We start from the raw sequence: 19,991 nt of genomic DNA on the forward strand, positions 1-19,991 counted from the left end.
AAAATAAAAATGCCTGCTGATTAAAGCAGGCATTTTGGTAAGATAAAGGTTGGTTTTAAAACATTCCTCCGCCTTGTTTTACGTTATTGTCTCTTTGTTTTCGGTCAAGCGATTTGTTTTTACCGCTTCCAAATCGATAGCTGAAATTTAGGTTAACCGTTTGGCTCTCCCATTTGAAAGTACCGGTTATGTGTGCCGGTTCTGTAGAAATAAAGCGGGATTTCATCGTTTTGAAAACATCGTTGAATCGTAAGCTTAAAGAGCCTTTTCCTTCAAACAGGTCTAATCGTGATCCTAAATCGGTTTTCCACATATCTTTATTGGAGAATTGTAGGCCCTTTTTTCCGCCGGAATACATGGTAAACCAAATCAATCTGAAGTTTTTAGTTACTTTAAAAGTGTGATTCATTCTTGAATTGAAAATGACAGCATTTAACTTTTCTTCGTATAAATTCCCGTCTCTTTTCTCAAGGACTCCTCTTGAATTGGTAAAATAATTGTCCAGTCCAAAGTTTACATTCCACCATTTTTTGAATTCATAACTACCTGAAAGTTCTAAGCCATATTCCTGATTTTTGTCAAAGTTTCTAAAGGTCATCAACTGCTTTGTTGGATCGTAAGGATTACTTGTTAACACCTGATTGATGTCGTCTTTGATAAGTCTTACAAAAGCACCGGCTGTAATGTTCCCTTTTTCCAGTTTTCGGGTGTAATTTGCTTCTATTGAATTTGTGAACTGAGGTTTTAATTCCGAATTTCCTATCTGTTCAACAGTTGAAGTGCTCCATTGTCTGATTTTATTTACCTGCTCCATGTTTGGACGGTCAACTCTTCTTGAATAATTAAAATTGAAGGAATTGTTTTCAGAAGGAGTATACGTCAAAAATGCTGAGGGATAGGCTGTAAAAATATAATCCGTGAAGGTTTCATTCGAAAACCCAGTTTTATTGAAGGTTCCGTTTACGTTATAACTTTCCAGACGCAATCCAAGCTGATAACTCCATTTTGTATATTGTTTGCTAATGTTTCCGTAGGCAGACTGAATATCTCTTTTAAAGTTAAAGTCGGCATCAAAAGCATCGTTTACAAAAAAGTTGTTGGACGTTTCGTCTAATCGGCTTTCAAGACCTAATTCAATCTTGGTTGTTTCGTTTATCGGATTGACAAAATCAATATTCCCGATAAAGTTTTTTCCGTTTTTGGTGACATCGTTTTTACGTAAAAAAGTATCATTTCCGTCTACATATATACTGTTTTCAGGCGATTTGTCTGTATTGTAATTTAATTCGATGTCTAATGTTTTTTCCTCTTTGTCAAAAATATGTTTGAAGGCTACATTATAAGTTTGATTTTTGGTTTTACCTGTAGCATTTTGATTTTGAACCTGATCAGCAGTAGCCGGATTGTAATAATTTACACCATTTTCAAATTTAAAAACCGGGCTGTTAAACGTTTGTAAAGTATAAAATGACAAAGTATTTTTATCGTTGATGTAATAATCCGTGCCTAATTTGGTAAAATGTTCTTTGTTGAATTCCGTGATTTTAAAGGTCAAATCATAATCCTCGGCACTGTTATATTTGTCCCAATGCACAATGCCCTCGTTTATTCTTTTCCCGTGATTTAAAGAATAGGTACTGTAAAAATTGAATTTATTTACTTTGTAATTCATGTCGATGGAACCGTTGAACTTCGGAACGATACCGAAAACCACTCCCGAATTTACATTCCCGTTAAAACCCATCATTGAATTTTTATTCAGAACGATATTGATAATCCCGCTCATTCCTTCCGGATTGTATTTTGCCGATGGATTGGTAATCAACTCAATTTGTTTGATGGATGTAGACGGAATTTGTTGCAAAGCCTGAAGTGCCGTTAAATTTGAAGGCTTTCCGTTAATAAGGATTTTTACATTTTCGTTGCCTCTTAAACTTACCGTATTGTTTTGTAAATCAACGTTTACTGTTGGGATGTTGTTCATTATTTCGGCAGCAGTGGCACCCGTAGCCTGTAAATCTTTTCCAACGGTAACGACTTTTCTGTCAATCTTTTGAACAATAGCCGTTTTCTCTTTGGTAATCACTACTTCGCTCAATTGTCTTGCTTCTTCTTCTAACGCAATGTTTTTTAAATTGATAGTGTTTTCCTCTTTTGAAAAATTCAGGGTGGTTTCAAATTTCTTATAACCCATGAAACCAATTTCAACGGTTAATGTTTTTAACGGTAAATTGTTTAGGCTAAAGGTCCCGTTTTCTTTAGTAAGACTGCCGGAAATTACATTGTTTCCCTCTTTGACCGTAACGGTCGCATAAGGTAAAGGTTCATTTGTTTTCCGGTCGATTATTTTTCCGGATAAAGTTCCCGTGGCATCCATTTTAACAGAAGTTGTAATTGTTGGGGGAACGGATTGTTGAGCCTGCATAGTAGCAACAGAAGCTAATAAGCAAAGCATGATCGCTTTTACTTTCATTTTGATTAATTTTTTTTCCGCTACGCTCCAAACAGTTCGGCTGCGCCTCGGGTTGATTGATGATGATGGTGCAAAGCTAATGCAAAAAATAATACTATGCAATACAAGGTACTATTTATTTTAAAATATTTTGCTTTGTCAAAAGGAAGACGATTGAAAAGGGATTTTGTAAAATAAAAAAGCAAAAAAAAATCCGGAGTGGTTAACTCCGGATTTTTAAGATTATTTTTTAATGATTTTCCTGAAATGTTGTTTGCCGTTGCTGGCTGCTTTCAGAAAGTAAATTCCGGATGAAAATCCGCTGATATCAATGGTTTTAGTCTGTTTGTCCGAAGGGATATTGTCTGTAAAAATTGTTTTGCCGTTTACATCCATTATCGTTACTTCAATATTCTCAACAGTTGGTTTTTCAAACTCCAATGTTATAAAATCACTGGCTGGATTAGGATAAAATGTAAATTCCGGCTCATTAGAGGTTGCAGTTTCATCAGATATTTTTGCACAACTAATCGCCGTAACCGATCTTGTTCCGTTGGAATTAGTAATGGAACCCACACTGTTTTTAGCTTTTAAGTAATAGGTATACGTTGAACCGGCGGTAATCAGATAGGTATTTAAAAAAGACGTTCCGGTAACATCGGCAGCGTATAAATTGCCGTTTCTGTAAATATCATAACTGGTCGCATTTGCCGAAGCCGTCCATGTTAAATTGATGGCGCTTGTAGTTCCGCTGCACGTGGCTGTTGCTGTTAAAGTAAAACTTCCCGGAGCACAAGTAATGGCCGTTGCCGATAAAGTCCCATTTGAATTATTGGTGGAACCGGTGGTGTTTTTGGCTTTGATATAATAAGTGTAATTTGTTCCGACTGTAATGTAGGTATTCAGAAACTGGGTTCCGGTTATGTCACTGGCATATAGATTTCCGTTTCGGTAAATATCGTAAGAATTCGCATTGGAAGAAGCCGTCCAGTTCAATCGTATTTGACTGGTTGTTCCACTGCATTCCGGAGTTGCTGTAAGTGTAAAAGCACCCGGAAGCGGAGCCGAACAGGTAACGCCTAAGTTTGATTTTAAGGAATTAAAATAGGAGAGGGCAAACGTATCACGCCAGGCAGAACTAGTAAGTTTCGTAGCATCCGCAGAATCCACAAAACCGATTTCGTTCAAACAGCCCGTTGCAGAAGAGTATTTCAATACCCCCAAATGATACGCTAAAAAGCTATTGTCTTCCACACATCTGCGGTTGTTCCAGGCGCCGTTTGTGGCCATATCGTTTTGGATTTTCTGTGCGAAAGCAATATCAGGTGCTGTATTAGTATCAGAATCGGTACAATAGAAAGTTTCCGTTCCGGTTCCTCCACCGGCATTGCAATGGATGCTTAACAAACGGTCGGCATTCCAGTTATTGGCCATCTGGGCACGTTGCGTTACGGAAATCCAGCTGTTTAGGTTGGTGGTTCGTGTCATTTGAACCGTCCAGGCAGAACAGGAATTCTGGATCAAGGTTCGGGTGCGTAAACCTACTTCCAGTGAAGTTTCGATTTCGGTAGCGGTTCTTCCGTCGGGATTGTCGCTTGTGGTGGCTCCGTAGCCATGCCCCGGATCGATAACTACAATTTGAGCCTTTAGTGTAAAGGCGGCAAAGAGGGCGAAAAGTATAGTGAATAGTTTTTTCATGGCTTAGAATTTTAATTGTGAGACGAATAGTTTACCGGTTTTTTCATCGGAGAAAATCACCTGATTGTTTCCGTAAAGCGAAGGGAGCATTTCGATTTGATTTTCAGTGGTGGTCAGTTTTATCGTTTTCGAAGTTCTAACATCGAACAACAGTATTTCGGCATTGCTTACCGAATGCCCGTCTTTGCTTTCATCTAAAAAACCGATTAAGTACTTATCATCTTTAGACCAAGCCGTTGCCAATCCTGTACCGATGTATTTTCCTTTATCGTTTCCGTCAACATTATAAAGGTAAATATCAGCTCCTTTATGAACGGCTACTTTTGTGCCGTCGTTGGAGAGGATTGCATTGTAGAATTGGCCTTCGTCATTGGTTACCACCCAGTTTTTGGAAGATTCTAAATCCGTGGCTTCAATTTTTAAAGTTGATGGATTCGTGTGGACAACCTTTTTGCTATTGCCTTTGAAGGATGGCAGGAAATTGTGGTTCAGGTTTAGTGGTTTTGCTTTCTTCTGTGTTACGGAAAACGCTTTCACTTTTGAATCGGAGAAATACGCTTTTTCACCTTTTTCTTTGTAATAGAAGGTTTTGCTGTCCTTATTCCAGGTGTAGGCGTAACCGCTTCCGTCTTTGTCGGACACCACGGTTATTCTTTTGGTTTTCATTTCAAGCAGATAAACGCCTTTGTTGTGTTCTTTGGTCAGCAAAACATACTTACCGTCCGGAGAAGCAACGGGATTGGAATAGGCCCCCTTAATTGCAATTTCCCTTGGTTTGGAGAGCTCCTGTGCCTGAAACTGAAGTCCGAGAAGTAATGTGGCGCACAATAAAAATTTTGTTTTCATAAATAAAAAATTAAATATTAAGTAGTAAATATATTACAAAAATAAATTAGGAACAAAAAAAAACACCTTGATAACAAGGTGTTTACTGTAATTTAATACAAAAATTTTAGATTTTATCTTCTGAACTTGTTTCGCGTAATGATGTTCTTCAGTTTTGCTTTCAGGTCTTCACCCGTATCGTAAACCATTTGTTCGTTGCTTGGGAACGGAACCGCTCTTCTTTCGAAATAAGGAAGATAATTGTCTTCGCAAGCGCGTTTGTCTCCATTGTAATTAGCATAAATATATTCGAAGTTGAATTCACTTGCGATAGGGAAAGCGTCGATCAACTGATTGGTTCTGAAATCAATATAATCCACTTTAGCGGTTACCTGGCAGGCTTTGAACTGGCGGAATTCATAAATATTGGCACGGATGGTTTTGAAATTATCCACGCGGATTGGATTCCCTAAACTGTCTTTAACCGGGTTCCCGTTAGCATCCAATAAAGGTTTTGTACCGTCTTTAACTTGTTTTTCCTTGATGAACTCTTTCTCTTTAACCTGCTCCGGAGAAATGTTGATCTGACGGAAATTCACGATCATGCCGTAATCGTAATTAATCCCTTTCTGGCGGTTGTTGTGGTAAACGGTCCATTTATCGTTAAGCCCGAACGTGCTGAAATCCAGTAAGTCGTTCTGTAAACGCGCAGGAATCACCATGTTGGTTTCATTTTTAGTGTAAACGTGCACAAAATCAGTTCCTTTAAACTGCGCCTCGTCCATCAATTGTTTCACATCCTTGTAACCCGGATTAATGTTTTCCAGATAGGCGAAATCATCATAAGCACGACGGAAACTCATTTTGTCATTGGTTTTCAACAGTAATTTGGAGTTGTCGTAAAGATGTTTCGATAAAGCGTTTTTACTGTTTACAATCTCCGTGGAATAATCCTCAAAAGGGAAAATCGCATTTCTGCCTTCTTTGATCAAACGCAAAGGCAATAACGGTCGGATTTTTTCCTGACGCGAATTCAATTGTAAATACGTATTGTATATTTTCTCAAGATTGGCAGGGTTACCGTCTTTCGCCAGCAAATCCACGGCACGTAAATCGCGCTCTTTCGCTTTGGCAAAAGCCTCTTCCATCAGGTAGATATAATCTTGTTTTCCTTTAGAAGTCTTGTTCGTTTTTAAGGCTTCCGCAGCACGGGAAATGGCACCGTCGTAGTCACCATCGCTCAACATGCTTTGTGTTTGTTTTACACCGCAGGAATAAGCAAATACCAATAATAAAACCAGAGAAGTAATTTTCTTCATAAACGATAAATTTTAGCAAAAATATAATTTTTCAGGAGCTTTTCCCGCTATTCACTATATCTTTTTGTCTTACAGAAAAAGTAATACAAAAAGGATGCCGTTTCTATCGGGGCTAGGGCATTATCTGAAAAATGGCAAAAAAAAAAACTCCGAAGACGATTTTCGGAGTTTTTGAAATTGAAATTATTTCGTTGGAATAGGAGGAAGCAACTTGCTGGAAACTTCTCCAAAACCAATTCGTACTGTATCATTTTTACAGAAACCTTTCATGATAACCGTATCCCCGTCGTTGATGAATTTACGCTCAGAACCGTCTTTCATCTGGATTGGGTTTTTCCCGCCCCAGGTAAGTTCCAACATCGATCCGAAAGAATCTTCGGCCGATCCCGAAATAGTTCCTGAGCCCATCATATCCCCGGAATTGATTCGGCATCCGTTGATAGTATGGTGTGCCAATTGCTGGCTCATGGTCCAGTACATGTATTTAAAGTTTGATTTACAAACCAAAGTCTCCTGATTATTTTCCGGAGTAATCGACACTTCTAAGTTGATATCAAAAGCGTGATCTCCTGTTTGCTGTAAATACGGAAGCGGCGTAGGCTCCTGTTTAGGGGATGCACAACGGAAAGGCTCCAAAGCATCCATCGTTACAATCCATGGTGAAATTGACGAAGCGAAGTTTTTCGCTAAGAAGGGTCCAAGTGGTACATATTCCCATTTCTGGATATCACGCGCAGACCAGTCGTTCAATAATACCATTCCGAAGATATAATCCTCAGCTTCACCAACCGGGATATTTTCCCCCATGATGTTGGCATCGGTAGTGATGAAAGCGGTTTCCAATTCGAAATCCACTAAGCGGGATGGTCCGAAAACAGGCTCTGTAGCGTCATTTGGTAATGTTTGTCCCATTGGACGGTGTACCGGAATCCCTGAAGGCACAATCGTAGAGCTTCTTCCGTGGTACCCAACCGGAATGTGTAACCAGTTCGGCAACAAGGCATTTGCCGGGTCACGGAACATTTTACCTACGTTGGTAGCATGTTCTCTGCTGGAGTAGAAATCTGTGTAATCTCCGATATGAACCGGTAATTGCATTTCCACATCGCTGATCTTGAAAACCACTACGTCGCGGTGTGCTTTATTATCGCGTAATTCGGAATTGTTGGCATCGAAAATATCAGCTAAACGGTTACGAACCAGTCTCCAGGTTTTTTTTCCGTCTCCGATAAAATCGTTTAAAGTGTCCTGCATGAACATATCGTCAGTTAAGTCGATACCTTCAAAATAGCCCAATTGCTGAAGCGCTCCCATATCGATGGCAAAATCACCGATTCGTGTACCGATGGTCACCACATCTTCTTTAGTGATAAAAACTCCGAAAGGAATATTCTGAATGGGGAAATCACAATTTTCAGGAACTGATAACCATGATGTTCTATTAGGATCGTTTGCTGTTATAGGCATGATGTCGTGTTTTTAGTAAATGTTGAATTTTCAATCATCAAATATACTTTCAATTGGGATTTTACCAAACACTTTTTGTATTTTTGAACTCGATTTAACAAACTTTATTGAAAATGCAACGCGACGAACAAATTTTCGACTTAATTCTTGAAGAACAAGACAGACAAATCCACGGATTAGAACTTATTGCATCAGAAAACTTTGTAAGCGACCAGGTGATGGAAGCTGCTGGTTCTGTTTTAACCAACAAATATGCAGAAGGCTATCCGGGTAAAAGATATTACGGTGGTTGTGAGGTGGTAGACGTTATCGAGCAGATCGCTATCGACAGAGCCAAAGAACTTTTCGGAGCTGAATACGTAAACGTGCAGCCACATTCTGGTTCACAGGCAAATACAGCTGTTTTGTCAGCTTGTTTAAAGCCAGGTGATAAAATTTTAGGTTTCGATTTATCGCACGGTGGTCACTTAACACATGGTTCTCCGGTTAACTTCTCAGGAAAATTATACCAACCTGTTTTTTACGGTGTAGAGCAGGAGACAGGTCGTCTGAACTACGATAAAATCCAGGAAATAGCTACTAAAGAACAGCCAAAATTAATCATTGCCGGTGCTTCAGCTTATTCCCGTGATATGGATTTCAAACGTTTCCGTGAAATCGCGGATTCTGTTGGAGCAATTTTAATGGCAGACATCGCGCATCCTGCAGGTCTAATCGCTAAAGGATTAATGAACGACCCTGTTCCTCATTGTCACATTATTACAACAACTACGCACAAAACGTTGCGTGGGCCTCGCGGTGGAATGATCATGATGGGGAAAGATTTTGAAAACCCTTGGGGCTTAACCACTCCAAAAGGAGAAATCCGTATGATGTCACACGTATTGGATATGTCGGTTTTCCCAGGAAATCAAGGTGGTCCGTTAGAGCACATTATTGCGGCTAAAGCAGTTGCTTTCGGTGAGGCTTTAACAGATGAGTTCTTCCAATATGCAATGCAGGTGCAGAAAAACGCTAAAGCAATGGCGGAAGCTTTCGTAAAAAGAGGCTACAACATCATCTCCGGAGGAACAGACAATCACATGATGTTAATCGACTTGAGAAACAAAGGAATTTCCGGTAAAGAAGCTGAAAACGCGTTAGTAAAAGCGGAAATCACCGTGAACAAAAACATGGTGCCTTTTGATGATAAATCACCATTCGTAACTTCAGGTATCCGTGTGGGAACGCCTGCAATCACAACTCGTGGTTTGGTGGAAGCAGATATGGAAACGGTTGTGGACATGATCGACCGTGTTATCATGAACCATACCAACGAAGAAGTACTGGAACAGGTTGCCGATGAGGTAAACGACATGATGAGCGAAAGAGCGATGTTCGTTTTCTAGTCATCATTTAAATTATAAAAGAAAGTCTCTCATTTTTGAGGGACTTTTTTATTTGTAAAAATAATTCACCGATTGTAACACTGAGGTAATCAGAATCACTCCCAAAACAATATAACGAAAGTACTTTTGCAAGGTTTTCTCTAAAATCTTTTTCCCAATCCAGGTCCCTAAAATGCTAATAATAACCAGTCCGGGAATATAAATGAGATGTTCTTTGAGGAAATAACCGTTGTATATATAAATTGCAGCCCTGCTGGAGTCAACTCCTAAATCGATTAAAGCAGATGTGGCAATAAAAATGTCTTTCTCCAGATTGAAAGCGCTTAAAGTAAGTCCGCGAATGGCACCACCAGTACCGATTAAGCCGGCCAGAAACCCGGATAAAGTTCCCCCAATAAAAAGATTCTTGTCGGTCCTGTTAAGTGTTTTATGGATGTTAAAAATTAAGTAGACGGATAATGATAGTAATACAAAGCTCATGCCGAGTTCAATTTCTTTCTGTGGAATGTATTTGGTTAAAAAAGCACCTATAATCACAAAAACAATTGCCGGCAGTCCCAGTTTGATAAAAATAGCTTTGTCAATGCCTTTGCGGAACAACATGATTTTAGAAATATTACTGAATACATGAAATACAGCGGTAATTCCAAGTACAGTTTTAAAATCAAAAAATAAAGCGGCTAGCGGAACAAATAGTATTGAAGAACCAAAACCGCTTACAGTTCCAATTATTTCAGCAAGTAATGCTAAAGCAAAAAAGAGTAAAAGTTCTTCCATTTGCAAATTGGTTTGTAATCAAATTTAACCATTTTTAACGATTTCTGTGAAAATTTTATGAATGGAATAGTTTTTGATTTACTATTTTTGAAAATGTAATTCACAGAACGCTGTTTAAAAATAATGTTTTGTGATGTAAACGAATCCTAAACAAGTGAAACAAATTATAATTGGGTTATTGTTGCTGTCAACCTTTTCTTTTAAAGCATTTGCTCAAAAAGATAAAGGATTGAATTCCATCGTAATTCCACAGACTAAGAACCCCGATGTAGAACTTGTACCGCAAAAAGAAGCCGAATCAAGGTTTAAAGCCATTGATTTCAGTCCGTCTATTTATGATGAACATAAACCGCTTACCTTTCCTAAAGAAAACAAATCCTTTGAAATAGGAGGGGATCAGGCTTCCGTAAAAAAAGAAGTGTTTGCCAATCCGAGAGAAATACCTAAAAATGCTTTACCGAAGCAGCAAGGTGATGAAAACACCAAGGTTTTCAGGAGAAACCAGTCTTTTGGTGAATTTAAGACCAAATCCAAAGTTGTGAAAATCCTCTACCGTGACCATATGGCGGAAGACGGTGATAAGATTAAAATCTACATCAACAATATGGTGGTTGTTGATCAGGTTCAGCTGATTAATCAATCAAGATCCATTGAGATTGGGTTGACCGAAGGCTTTAATAAAATTGAATTTGAGGCGCTAAACCAAGGGACTTCAGGGCCAAACACAGCAGAATTCTATATTGTTGATGAAAAAGGAGCGCTGATTACCGGAAATCAGTGGGATCTAGCGACAGGTTTTAAAGGTTCTGTTATGATTATCAAAGAGTAACACCGTTACTTAAGACGGATGCTCATTTGGTATAAATCGAAGCCTTCCGCCCAAAAATCTTTCTCTGTTTTTTCCAACTGAAACCCCATTTTTTCATAGAATTTATAAACCAATTGTGTGGTTCTCACTACAATCAGATTGATTTCGGGATTGTTTTTCAGCAGGTCGATTCGGTATTGGGTTAGTTTGCGTCCGACACCTTTTCCGTGAAAATCAGGATGTATGGCATCCCAGGAAATTCTGGCAGTTTTTTCTTCCGGGAAATAGTTGATACCGCCAGCTCCGATGATAGTGTCGTCTTCAGTTACCACAAAATAATCTTCCAGATGATGGGTGAGATAGTCACTGTAATCCGCTTCTTCTTCCGGTGCGAAATATTCCGGAATATTGCGTTTGAGTAAGGCGATTAGCTCGTTGAAATCCTCTTTCTGATAACGTCTGATCATCATAATTAATCTTTTATCACAAGGTTGTACTTGGCTAACAATCCCTTTATGCCATCCGAAGAGAAAATCGCTTTCTTCAGTTTTGTTTTTTCAGGATCGATGGAATAATCATAACTGGTGTAAAAATCGGCTTTTTCACAGTTGGCATCCGTAAAAACGGCTAAACGCAGGTTGCAGTTGTCAAATAAGGCATCGGACAAATCGGTTTGCATAAAATCCACACTGACCATACTGCAATTGGTAAAACTGATTTTACGGAGTTTCAACGCATAGAATTGGGCATAATCCAAAAGGCAGGTATTAAAATGGAACTCGTGAATCACCTGATCGGTCATCGCAAAGTTTACAGCCGTGAAATTGCAATGGTTGAAAATGCTGTTTCGGAAACTAACGTGACCTATTTTGGCATCCTTAAAATTGCATTCGTAAAAGGTACAATCAATAAAAACGGTACCTGAAAATCCGGCCTCAGTAAAATCACAGTTGATGAAAGTACAGTTTTCGAATTCCTTGTACTGGAGTTCGTAGGCCGAAAAAATGTTGTTTTTGTATTCTTTGTCGTAGATGAAATCAGCTGTCATTGCACATAATTAAAGTACAAATATAGCTATTAACCTTCTGCGATGGTTTGCAGTTTTTCTAAATTTACCGGTTTACTCAGGAAATTTTTGACACAATTGTAATGTTCGGCTTTCTGTTTGTCTTCAGAAGCAATGGAGGAACTTACAATGTAAATTATTTTTTGGTTTTGAAAAGAAGGCTGAACGGTTATCAGTTCATCAAGAAAATCCCAGGCATCCATCTGCGGCATTTCGATATCCAGCAGTATGGCATCCGGAAGGTTTTCGTTTTCTTTAAAATGATGTATGGCGTCCAGGGCGTTGGTAAAAGAATAAACATCGTGGAACAGCCCGGATTTATCAATCATCTTTTTGGTGACTAACTGATAGATAGGGTCATCATCTATAATACATATGGTTTTGTCCTGCGGCATTTTACTTAAAATAAATTCTGAATAGGGTTCCTTTGTTTATTTCGCTTTCCACTTCAACCTTTCCGTGCATGGCTTCAATCTGATTTTTGGTGATGAACAGTCCAATTCCTCTTGATTCCGGGTTGTTGGTAAAGGTTTTGTACATCCCGAAGAGTTTTTCGCCGTTCTTTTTTAAATCAATTCCGATGCCGTTATCGCTGATTTCCAATATTTTATAATTATCTCTTTCAAGATACGAAAGCTCTATAACCGGTTTTCTGTCCGGATGCCTGTAACGAATCGAATTGGATATAAAGTTAAGCAATATACTTTCAAGATAAGCAGCATTGAATTTTACGGAAACATCCTCGGAAACATGATTGATTATCGTCGCTTCGTTTTTAAGGATCTGATCTCGCAATATTTCCTGAACACGTTTGATGAATCGGTTTAGGTTCAGCTCTTCAACCAACGGATTGATGTTGGTTTGGATCGATACCACTTCGTTCAGATTGTCCATGGTTTCGTCCAGTGTTTCAGAAACCGATTTCAGCAAGCCTAACAATTCCTGTTGCTCCGTTTTGTCTTCACTCATTTCAATCAGGTTGATAAGTGACTGGATGTTGCTGGTGTGGGAACGAAGGTTATGGGAAACAATATGTGAAAAATTAAGCAATCTTTTGTTTTGTTCCGATACCAGTTTGAACGAATTGTTGAGTTCGATTTCCGTTTCCTTCGATTTGGTGATGTCGATCAAAATCCCTCTGAATTTGAAAGAACCGTTTTTCTCGATAAATACATTAACGATGTCCCTTACCCAGATAAGATTCCCTTTTTTACCGATCATGCGGTATTCGTGTATATGCGGTTTTTTCAAACTTGACCATTCTTTGGTGAGTTCAATTACTTTGTCCCGGTCTTCAGGGTACAGATGATCGTACCAGAAGTTATCGTTGCTTTTCCATTCCTCAGCCGTGTAACCTAAAATAGATTCCGATTGCTTGCTGATAAACGTAACGCCGGGTTTGTCCGGGTAACCTTCCCAAACAATTCCGTCAATAGTATTGATGAGGGATTCCAGACTTAATCGTGATTGAAGCAGGTCTCTTTCGTACTGTTTTCTTTTGGTGATGTCTTCCACTATGGTCATGTGGGCGTTAGGGGTTTCGCCTTTTCGCCAAAGCGGTGTTACTGTTATGTTTACCCAGATTAAATGACCGGTTTTATGATGGTATCTTTTTTCAAGTGAGAAACTGTCAATTTTACCTTCTTTGAGTAGGTTCATTTGTTTGGTGTCGTTTTCATGATCATCTTTATGGGTAATCATCATAACGGTCATTTTTTCCAGTTCTTCACGGCTATAACCGGTTAATTCCGCAAATTTATCATTCACTTTGATGTATTCACCGGTGTTGGAATCCGTATGGGTTATCCCCAGTCCGGCATTGTCAAAAATAGATTTGAAAAGCAATTGGCTTTTAACCAGTTTTTCCGTTTGCTCTTTGACCAGTTTTTGTAAATCGGAAGGTTTTTGAAGAATGTGGGTTACAAACATCCCGCAAATCAGGGCCAGAATGAAAGCCAGTATGAAAATAGGGAGGGTAAGCCACAGGAGTTTGGATTCGTTTTTCTGAATCATATACAGTGTCCAATCGCCCTCAGGAATGGTTACGCTTTTATAGGTTTTGTCTCTGAAATTGGATTTGTCTTCCATGAAGAAAACTTCTTTTCCTTCTGTTCCGTTCTTTTTGGAAAGCTGGAAATAGTATTTGTCGCTGCTGAAATTCTGAATCCCTGACGATTTAATAAACGTGGAAAAATGAATGACAACCGCAGAGAATCCCCAGAATTTACCTTTTTTGTAAACCGGAAGTCGTCCTACAATACCGATACCGCCTTGTTTTAGCTTAATGGGGCCGACATAATACATCTTCTGGGTTTCGATTGCTTTGAGTGCGGCTTCGCGATGCAGGGGGCTGTTTAAAATATCGAAATCTCTTGCGGCTTCATTGCCTTTCAGCGGATAGGTGTATTTAATGACCCCGTTGGGTACAAGTTGTACAGCATCAATGGCATTGTTGGCGGTTACCAGTTTTTTTCCAAGTTCTTCAAAATTGTTGACGTTTCCTTCATCATCTACGGTAAGGGCCAAACTTATGGTAGTTGCGTAGCTGTTTTTTAAAGTTTGCTCAATATTCTGATGCACCACTGCTAGAATATTGTTCATTTCGTCGAGCTGTTTGTTTTTAACAACGAGATACTGGAGGAATATGGTTGAGTTTAATCCAACGAGAATAATCAAAAAGATAAACAGCCCTGAAGTTTTAGGGCGTTTTAGAAACCAGCTGCTTATTTTCTCAAAAATCATTTTGAAGGACCTAACAGATTATTTATTATAAATATAACTAAAAATCAGTTAATTATGATTAAAATTGAGGGTAAGCTTTAAATTTGGGGAGGCAAAAAAAAACCCTGCTTTAGCAGGGTTTTGTGACCTCGACAGGATTCAAACCTGTAACCTTCTGAGCCGTAATCAGATGCGCTATTCAGTTGCGCCACGAGGCCGTTGTTTTAACGGGTGCAAATATAGGAAGAAATGTGTAACTTGCAAATCAAAATCAAATAAAAATTATAAAAAAATGTCATTAGAGCAGTACATACGTGATATTCAGGATTTTCCAAAAAAAGGAATTGTGTTTAAAGATATTACTCCATTGCTGGCAAGCCCTGAAGCAACAAGAGAGTGTTTGTCATTGCTTGTTAATAGTTTAGGGAATAAAAAAATAGATAAGGTCGTGGGGGTTGAAAGCCGTGGTTTTTTCTTCGCCTCTTTATTGGCGCAGGAACTGGAAGCCGGTTTTGTCCCGGTACGAAAACCTAATAAGTTGCCGTTCAGTACTTTATCTGCGTCTTATGCATTGGAATATGGCACGGATACCTTAGAAATCCACACAGACGCCATTCAAAAAGGGGAAAAGGTTCTAATTCACGACGATGTTCTGGCTACAGGGGGTACGGCAAAAGCGGTTTGTGAATTGGTGGAAAAATTGGGTGGTGAGATCGTACAGTGCAATTTTCTGATGGAACTGACTTTCCTTAACGGAAGGGAAAAACTTGGTGATAAGGAGATTTTTGCAGCGATGACTTATTAGTTTATAGTCGCAGTCTCAGTCTCAGTTTACAGTCTCAGTTGTCAGTCGTTTCTTTAACTCATAACTCATAACTTATAATTACCCAAGTGCTCTTGTCGTAACATAATAACGATAGGCGATAATTGCTTTCTGCCATTTTTTGGCTTTGGCTAAATCCAGGCGTTGTTTGGTGAAACTCGGTAAAATCAGTTTGTTTATTTTGGCTAATACTTTGTACATAAACCTTTTATTTTGGGCAAAGATAGGAATAAAAAAAGACCGCTGTTAACAGCGGTCTTTTGATTGTTATTTTTTGTTTTTCAGGTCAGCTTTTGCTTTTTCCAATTCTGCTTTAGCCTTTCTCATTTCTTCTTTTGCTTTTAGCATTTCTTCTTTCGCTTTTAGCATCTCTTCTCTGGCCTTGTCCATTTCCGGTTGTGCTTCTCGCATACGGATTCTTGCTTTGTCCATTTCCGGGCGCATTTCCGCCATATGTTTTCTTGCTTTCTCGATATGTACTTTAGCGCCTTCCATGGCTTCTTGCCTTATTTTGTCGATTTCGGTTCTGCTGATGATCATTTGTCCGTCTTCATCAGAGATGATCATTCCTTTATGGCCTTTCTCGCCTTTGCTTCCTTTTGGTCCTTTAAAGTTGAAGGTGTAGGCTTTTCCCATTTCGTCTAAATCCATGGCACCAATCATGTCTTCGGATACTTTTTCACCATTGATCCAAACTTCTTTTTTGTCACCGTTTTGTTTGATAACAATGTTTTTCTTGATCATTTTCGGTGCTTTAGGAGGTTTAGGTGCTTTAGGAGCATCTGTTTTGTCCTCTAATTCTGGAGCTTCCGGAAGTTCAGGAGCTTCGATATCAAAATCGAAATCCAAATTTTCAGCCCATGTTAAACCGTCTTCGTCACCGTCGATGATTACCTGTACTGCTTCTCCATCATTATCAAGACGTTTGATTTTGTGGATTTTTGCCAAGCCTTCTCTCGGACCTCTTTCTCTTGGAGCACCAAAACCAATAGCAGATTTACCGTTTTCATCCACTTCTTTAAAGAAATGAATCGGTTGGATCGGCTCGTCGCTTTCTACGTGCGTAGTCCCTTTTTTGCCGTCTTTGTCTTTGTATTCTACTTTAATGGTGGTGATTTCTCCTTTGGTGTTGCGTTTTACTTTGGAAACTTTTAAGGTAACATCAAATTCGTTCTTCAGCATTACAGCATCTTTTTTGATGTCGCTTTCTGAAGAATTCTTATCAATTACCACAGCAACTCTTTTTCGGTTTATTTCCTGTTCGGCTACCCTTGGGAAATTTTTCTCCTGCGCCAGAACCTTCATTTGGAACTGGAACATGAAAACCACTAATAACGGCAGTACCACGAAATACTTCCAGGAGTTCTTTTTGTTTGATTGATTTGCATTTAACATAACGATTCGTTTTTTGATTAATGATTGATAAAATGGATTGGTGATTGCAATGCACTGCGACTGCATTGTTACTTTTAATAAGGTTTTCTGATAACTTTTTTTATCCTCTATATTTTTCGTTGCTTCGGCATCGGCAATGAATTCAAGGTTTTGAGCGATGGCTTTTTTGTACAGCCACACTATCGGATTGCACCAGAACGCGATACAGAAAATCTGGGCGATCATCATGTCCCACGAGTGCTTCTGCGCGCTGTGAACCTGTTCGTGCTGTAAAATATTTTCCAGTTCGTCTTCTTTAAAAACCGAAGAATTGTAAACGATATAATTAAAGAAAGAAAACGGCGATTGCACTTTTTCGGTGTCAATCAGATAAAAATTACTGCGTTTGATGGCTTTTGGTTTTTCAAGTAATTGTTTTATGGCGAAACAATCCACTATAAATTTTACCAGAAAAACTGCGATTCCTATTCCGTAAACTATGGCCAGAATCAAAAACCAGTTAATCTGAAAAGATTCTTCAACAGGCACAAAAGAGTTCTGAATTTCCGAATACTCATAAACCGGCGCCGGATCTACCCAAATCACTTTTGTATAGGTTATCAACGGCATGACCATCGAAGTAATCAACCCGGCCAGTAAAAACCAGCGGTTTGAATTAAAAAACGTTTCTTTTCGAAGGAATAAAAAGTAAGCGAGATAGAAAACTCCCATCAAGGCACTAACTTTAAGCAGATAAATTCCAAAAGCTTCCATAGGCTTTATTTTTTCTGTTCGATCATTTCTAAAATTTCGCGTAATTCTTTAGCGCTGATTTTCTCTTCTTTGGCAAAAAAGGAAACCATGCTTTTATAGGAGTTATTGAAATAATTTTCAATAGCGGTATTCATAAAACCTTTACGATAATCTTCTTTGGAAACGATAGGGTAGTACTGGTGCGTGTTCCCGAAGGCATTGTGTGCCACATACCCTTTTTCTTCCAGATTACGGATGATGGTCGAAAGCGTGTTGTAATGCGGCTGGTCTTCGGTTATTTCTGCCAAAACCTCTTTCACGAAAGCCTTTTGCAGCTTCCATAAAATGTGCATTACTTCTTCTTCTTTGTTGGTTAACTTTTGCATGATATCTTTACTCTATTTTCTATTTTCTGTTATATGTATTTATATGGGCGTTTTCGCCGAAAAAGGCGAATCGGGCTTTCGGCTTTATCTGTCATTGCGAGCTTGCGTGGCAATCTCTCAATGACAGGATATCGCCTCTATCCCTAACGCAAATATGCTTTCATTCAAGCACAGAACAAACTTACAACTATAATTCTAGTTACGCAACTATATTTTTAGTTGAATAACGAATTTTATAGTTTTATTAACATTTTTTACGCTGAAGAAATAGGTGTGGAATTTATAAAATGTTGATAGTGAATATAATAAAAAAATCCCGACGAATCGAGATTTGATCTAAAGTAATAAAAATTTATTGAACTTTAAGTGAATAGCCAGTTGTGATAGTTAGTCTTTGATAAGTTTTTTAGTTGTTTTTCTGCCATCCGTAGTTTCTATACTAATCGTATATAAGCCTTTTGCCCAATTATATGTTGGAATATTTAATTCAGAGGAATCGTATGAGTCATTGCTGTAAACCTTTTGTCCTAAGGTGTTATAAACCGAAACAGTTTTAAGCGCAGAAGCGGTTTTGATATTGAAGAAACTGGTTGCCGGGTTCGGGTATACCATTGCAGTATTTTCAGAGGTTCCGAAATCGTTTGTGCCAAGGGTCGGTAAGATAAATTTCTGAGCGTAAATTCTATTTTGACCTGCAACTTTAGGTTCAGTAAAAACCACAACCATTTCAGTGTTGTTAACCGGCTTTGTGGAAGTTATATTTGACTTAGCGGCACTAAAAGTAGCAACAGGAAGCGATTGCTCGGTCCATGCAAAATCACCGTTGGCATCTAAAAGAACTGCTTTGATCGGTACAGGTAATACGCCATTATTGACACCTTCCGTAATTAAGAAAAGTGGCGCATCATTGATTAGCTGTAAATCTCCGGAATGGGTCTTTCTGGCTGCTTCTACAGGGAAAACCTGTTTGGCATTATCGGTAAATAGTCGGGCCCCGGTTACTTTATTAAATTTTTGAACATATTCCCCTCGTAAATCCTGGGTGGAAGGCGTGTAATTCGATATAGCCCAAATAAAATCAGAACCTGGAGAGAACGCGATTTTGGTATCTGTTTCATATAGCGTTGCGTTTGTGTCAAAATCAACACCGTTAATGTTCCAAGGCAGCGTACCATCCGGATTGATTCGTTGAACATAGGAATCTGAACGTGTTCCTGTGTTTCCGGAATACCCATAGTAAACCACATCGCCATCCTGAGCACCTCCATAATTCATATTGTTATAGGCCGTTCCTTTGTTTGCTAACTGTGCAGGTGCTGCCCATTGTGCTACACCGCTGCTGTTATATTTTTGAGCAAAAAGGTTACTTGTGGTACCTGCCGATACTCTTTTATGAAATACCACCATGATTTGCTGGTTAGACAATTCAAAAAGGCTTGCCGGCGTTGTTTGGGTAGTTGGAGTATCCGAAAGTACATCTACCGGTGCAGCCCAAATTGGAGTACCTGTCGGGGAGTATTTTTGTAATTTTGACGGTCCGGAAAGTGCCATATGATGAATTACTGCATTCTCGCTGTCATTTTCCATCGGGAGTATTGTTACTACATAACCACTTCCTAAACTTATTCCGTTAGCACCCCAAAGCATGGTTCCGGTTTGGTTTATTTTAAAGGCATAAGCAGGTGTTCCGGTTCCTGTGCCTGTAACACCTATATAAAGGTTGTCTTTTGAATCGCCGGTTGCTTTCATAATCGATGTAAAACTTCCCATGGGAATAGTATTGCTGATTAACATCCCTTCGGTTCCAAATTGAGCCACACCGTTTGCGTTTAACAATTGTACTCTCAATTCAAAATTGGCAGGTGCCGCCACTTGTTTCCAAAAAACTACGTAGGTACTGCCGTTAGGACATTTAACAACTTTTTGGTCAAGGTTAATTACATCGGCAACCAGGGTGTTTACAGCAGTATCGGTAGTCCATTGCGCCTTTCCGGATAAGGAAGTAAGTAAAACGAATAATAATAAAGTAATTTTTTTCATTGTACTGATAGTTTTAGATTTGAAAATTCTTCTGACTGATTTTTTAAAAGCATAATTCAAAAACGTGTCGTGAATTATTTGTTAAGTCAAAATT

The 19,991-nt window shown here is 38.9% G+C and carries 17 protein-coding genes and 1 tRNA gene; 3 read left to right on the top strand and 15 right to left on the bottom strand.

Going from position 1 to position 19,991, the window contains the following annotated elements; genetic code table 11:
* Nucleotides 1-55 precede the first annotated feature (55 nt).
* The 5 genes from ACWPKD_RS00990 to fahA all read right to left on the bottom strand — a co-directional run bounded on the left by ACWPKD_RS00990 (nt 56) and on the right by fahA (nt 7,761).
* Nucleotides 56-2,473: a TonB-dependent receptor domain-containing protein gene (locus ACWPKD_RS00990; protein WP_455410810.1), complete on the bottom strand. Its 2,418-nt coding sequence runs from the start codon at nt 2,471-2,473 to the stop codon at nt 56-58.
* A gap of 222 nt (nt 2,474-2,695) precedes the next feature.
* Complete coding sequence (locus tag ACWPKD_RS00995) at nt 2,696-4,150, bottom strand: N-acetylmuramoyl-L-alanine amidase (protein ID WP_455410811.1); 1,455 nt, start codon at nt 4,148-4,150, stop codon at nt 2,696-2,698.
* Nucleotides 4,151-4,153: 3 nt separating this feature from the next.
* The gene (locus ACWPKD_RS01000; RefSeq protein WP_455410812.1) at nt 4,154-4,996 is read right to left on the bottom strand and encodes a hypothetical protein; all 843 of its coding nucleotides are present in this window, start codon (nt 4,994-4,996) and stop codon (nt 4,154-4,156) included.
* 113 nt (nt 4,997-5,109) lie between these two features.
* Complete coding sequence (locus ACWPKD_RS01005) at nt 5,110-6,294, bottom strand: hypothetical protein (protein WP_455410813.1); 1,185 nt, start codon at nt 6,292-6,294, stop codon at nt 5,110-5,112.
* 183 nt (nt 6,295-6,477) lie between these two features.
* Nucleotides 6,478-7,761: a fumarylacetoacetase gene (fahA, locus tag ACWPKD_RS01010; RefSeq protein WP_455410814.1), complete on the bottom strand. Its 1,284-nt coding sequence runs from the start codon at nt 7,759-7,761 to the stop codon at nt 6,478-6,480.
* A gap of 113 nt (nt 7,762-7,874) precedes the next feature.
* Here fahA and glyA point away from each other — a divergent pair, with 113 nt between their 5' ends.
* Complete coding sequence (glyA, locus tag ACWPKD_RS01015) at nt 7,875-9,149, top strand: serine hydroxymethyltransferase (RefSeq protein ID WP_455410815.1); 1,275 nt, start codon at nt 7,875-7,877, stop codon at nt 9,147-9,149.
* Between the two features lie 48 nt (nt 9,150-9,197).
* On the opposite strand, the gene ACWPKD_RS01020 is transcribed toward glyA, so the two are convergent.
* Nucleotides 9,198-9,926 (bottom strand): sulfite exporter TauE/SafE family protein, encoded by a 729-nt coding sequence (locus tag ACWPKD_RS01020; protein ID WP_455410816.1) that lies wholly within the window; start codon nt 9,924-9,926, stop codon nt 9,198-9,200.
* Between the two features lie 154 nt (nt 9,927-10,080).
* Between ACWPKD_RS01020 and ACWPKD_RS01025 the strand changes: the two genes are divergently transcribed.
* On the top strand, nt 10,081-10,755 hold the full coding sequence (locus tag ACWPKD_RS01025; RefSeq protein ID WP_455410817.1) for a hypothetical protein: 675 nt from the start codon (nt 10,081-10,083) through the stop codon (nt 10,753-10,755).
* A 5-nt stretch (nt 10,756-10,760) separates the two neighbouring features.
* Here ACWPKD_RS01025 and ACWPKD_RS01030 read toward each other — a convergent pair whose 3' ends face one another.
* The 5 genes from ACWPKD_RS01030 to ACWPKD_RS01050 form a co-directional block, all read right to left on the bottom strand.
* Complete coding sequence (locus ACWPKD_RS01030) at nt 10,761-11,204, bottom strand: GNAT family N-acetyltransferase (RefSeq protein ID WP_455410818.1); 444 nt, start codon at nt 11,202-11,204, stop codon at nt 10,761-10,763.
* 2 nt (nt 11,205-11,206) lie between these two features.
* Entirely contained in the window at nt 11,207-11,782 is a 576-nt protein-coding gene (locus ACWPKD_RS01035) for a pentapeptide repeat-containing protein (protein WP_455410819.1), read from the bottom strand.
* A 29-nt stretch (nt 11,783-11,811) separates the two neighbouring features.
* Entirely contained in the window at nt 11,812-12,195 is a 384-nt protein-coding gene (locus tag ACWPKD_RS01040; RefSeq protein WP_455410820.1) for a response regulator, read from the bottom strand.
* Between the two features lies 1 nt (nt 12,196).
* Nucleotides 12,197-14,401: a sensor histidine kinase gene (locus tag ACWPKD_RS01045; protein ID WP_455410821.1), complete on the bottom strand. Its 2,205-nt coding sequence runs from the start codon at nt 14,399-14,401 to the stop codon at nt 12,197-12,199.
* Nucleotides 14,402-14,665: 264 nt separating this feature from the next.
* Nucleotides 14,666-14,739: transfer RNA gene (locus ACWPKD_RS01050), tRNA-Arg, on the bottom strand.
* A 74-nt stretch (nt 14,740-14,813) separates the two neighbouring features.
* On the opposite strand from ACWPKD_RS01050, the gene ACWPKD_RS01055 reads away from it, so the two are divergent.
* Nucleotides 14,814-15,326 (top strand): adenine phosphoribosyltransferase, encoded by a 513-nt coding sequence (locus ACWPKD_RS01055; RefSeq protein ID WP_455410822.1) that lies wholly within the window; start codon nt 14,814-14,816, stop codon nt 15,324-15,326.
* A gap of 78 nt (nt 15,327-15,404) precedes the next feature.
* Here the strand turns inward: ACWPKD_RS01055 and ACWPKD_RS01060 are convergent, their stop codons facing one another.
* The 4 genes from ACWPKD_RS01060 to ACWPKD_RS01075 form a co-directional block, all read right to left on the bottom strand.
* On the bottom strand, nt 15,405-15,545 hold the full coding sequence (locus ACWPKD_RS01060; RefSeq protein ID WP_455410823.1) for an SsrA-binding protein: 141 nt from the start codon (nt 15,543-15,545) through the stop codon (nt 15,405-15,407).
* A 66-nt stretch (nt 15,546-15,611) separates the two neighbouring features.
* Nucleotides 15,612-17,492 (bottom strand): M56 family metallopeptidase, encoded by a 1,881-nt coding sequence (locus ACWPKD_RS01065; RefSeq protein ID WP_455410824.1) that lies wholly within the window; start codon nt 17,490-17,492, stop codon nt 15,612-15,614.
* 5 nt (nt 17,493-17,497) lie between these two features.
* Nucleotides 17,498-17,857, bottom strand: a complete 360-nt coding sequence (locus tag ACWPKD_RS01070) for a BlaI/MecI/CopY family transcriptional regulator (protein ID WP_455410825.1) — start codon at nt 17,855-17,857, stop codon at nt 17,498-17,500.
* Between the two features lie 387 nt (nt 17,858-18,244).
* Nucleotides 18,245-19,897 (bottom strand): T9SS type A sorting domain-containing protein, encoded by a 1,653-nt coding sequence (locus tag ACWPKD_RS01075; protein WP_455410826.1) that lies wholly within the window; start codon nt 19,895-19,897, stop codon nt 18,245-18,247.
* Nucleotides 19,898-19,991 lie beyond the last annotated feature (94 nt).

The sequence above is a fragment of the Flavobacterium pedocola genome, from assembly GCF_053764385.1.

Excerpts from the sequence above, each read along its gene's own strand:
- ACWPKD_RS00995 (WP_455410811.1), bottom strand. The coding sequence starts at position 4,150 with ATGAAAAAACTATTCACTATACTTTTCGCCCTCTTTGCCGCCTTTACA.
- fahA (WP_455410814.1), bottom strand. The coding sequence starts at position 7,761 with ATGCCTATAACAGCAAACGATCCTAATAGAACATCATGGTTATCAGTT.
- glyA (WP_455410815.1), top strand. The coding sequence starts at position 7,875 with ATGCAACGCGACGAACAAATTTTCGACTTAATTCTTGAAGAACAAGAC.
- ACWPKD_RS01020 (WP_455410816.1), bottom strand. The coding sequence starts at position 9,926 with ATGGAAGAACTTTTACTCTTTTTTGCTTTAGCATTACTTGCTGAAATA.
- ACWPKD_RS00990 (WP_455410810.1), bottom strand. The coding sequence starts at position 2,473 with ATGAAAGTAAAAGCGATCATGCTTTGCTTATTAGCTTCTGTTGCTACT.
- ACWPKD_RS01045 (WP_455410821.1), bottom strand. The coding sequence starts at position 14,401 with ATGAACAATATTCTAGCAGTGGTGCATCAGAATATTGAGCAAACTTTA.
- ACWPKD_RS01040 (WP_455410820.1), bottom strand. The coding sequence starts at position 12,195 with ATGCCGCAGGACAAAACCATATGTATTATAGATGATGACCCTATCTAT.
- ACWPKD_RS01060 (WP_455410823.1), bottom strand. The coding sequence starts at position 15,545 with ATGTACAAAGTATTAGCCAAAATAAACAAACTGATTTTACCGAGTTTC.
- ACWPKD_RS01035 (WP_455410819.1), bottom strand. The coding sequence starts at position 11,782 with ATGACAGCTGATTTCATCTACGACAAAGAATACAAAAACAACATTTTT.
- ACWPKD_RS01030 (WP_455410818.1), bottom strand. The coding sequence starts at position 11,204 with ATGATGATCAGACGTTATCAGAAAGAGGATTTCAACGAGCTAATCGCC.
- ACWPKD_RS01000 (WP_455410812.1), bottom strand. The coding sequence starts at position 4,996 with ATGAAAACAAAATTTTTATTGTGCGCCACATTACTTCTCGGACTTCAG.
- ACWPKD_RS01075 (WP_455410826.1), bottom strand. The coding sequence starts at position 19,897 with ATGAAAAAAATTACTTTATTATTATTCGTTTTACTTACTTCCTTATCC.
- ACWPKD_RS01070 (WP_455410825.1), bottom strand. The coding sequence starts at position 17,857 with ATGCAAAAGTTAACCAACAAAGAAGAAGAAGTAATGCACATTTTATGG.
- ACWPKD_RS01065 (WP_455410824.1), bottom strand. The coding sequence starts at position 17,492 with ATGGAAGCTTTTGGAATTTATCTGCTTAAAGTTAGTGCCTTGATGGGA.
- ACWPKD_RS01055 (WP_455410822.1), top strand. The coding sequence starts at position 14,814 with ATGTCATTAGAGCAGTACATACGTGATATTCAGGATTTTCCAAAAAAA.
- ACWPKD_RS01005 (WP_455410813.1), bottom strand. The coding sequence starts at position 6,294 with ATGAAGAAAATTACTTCTCTGGTTTTATTATTGGTATTTGCTTATTCC.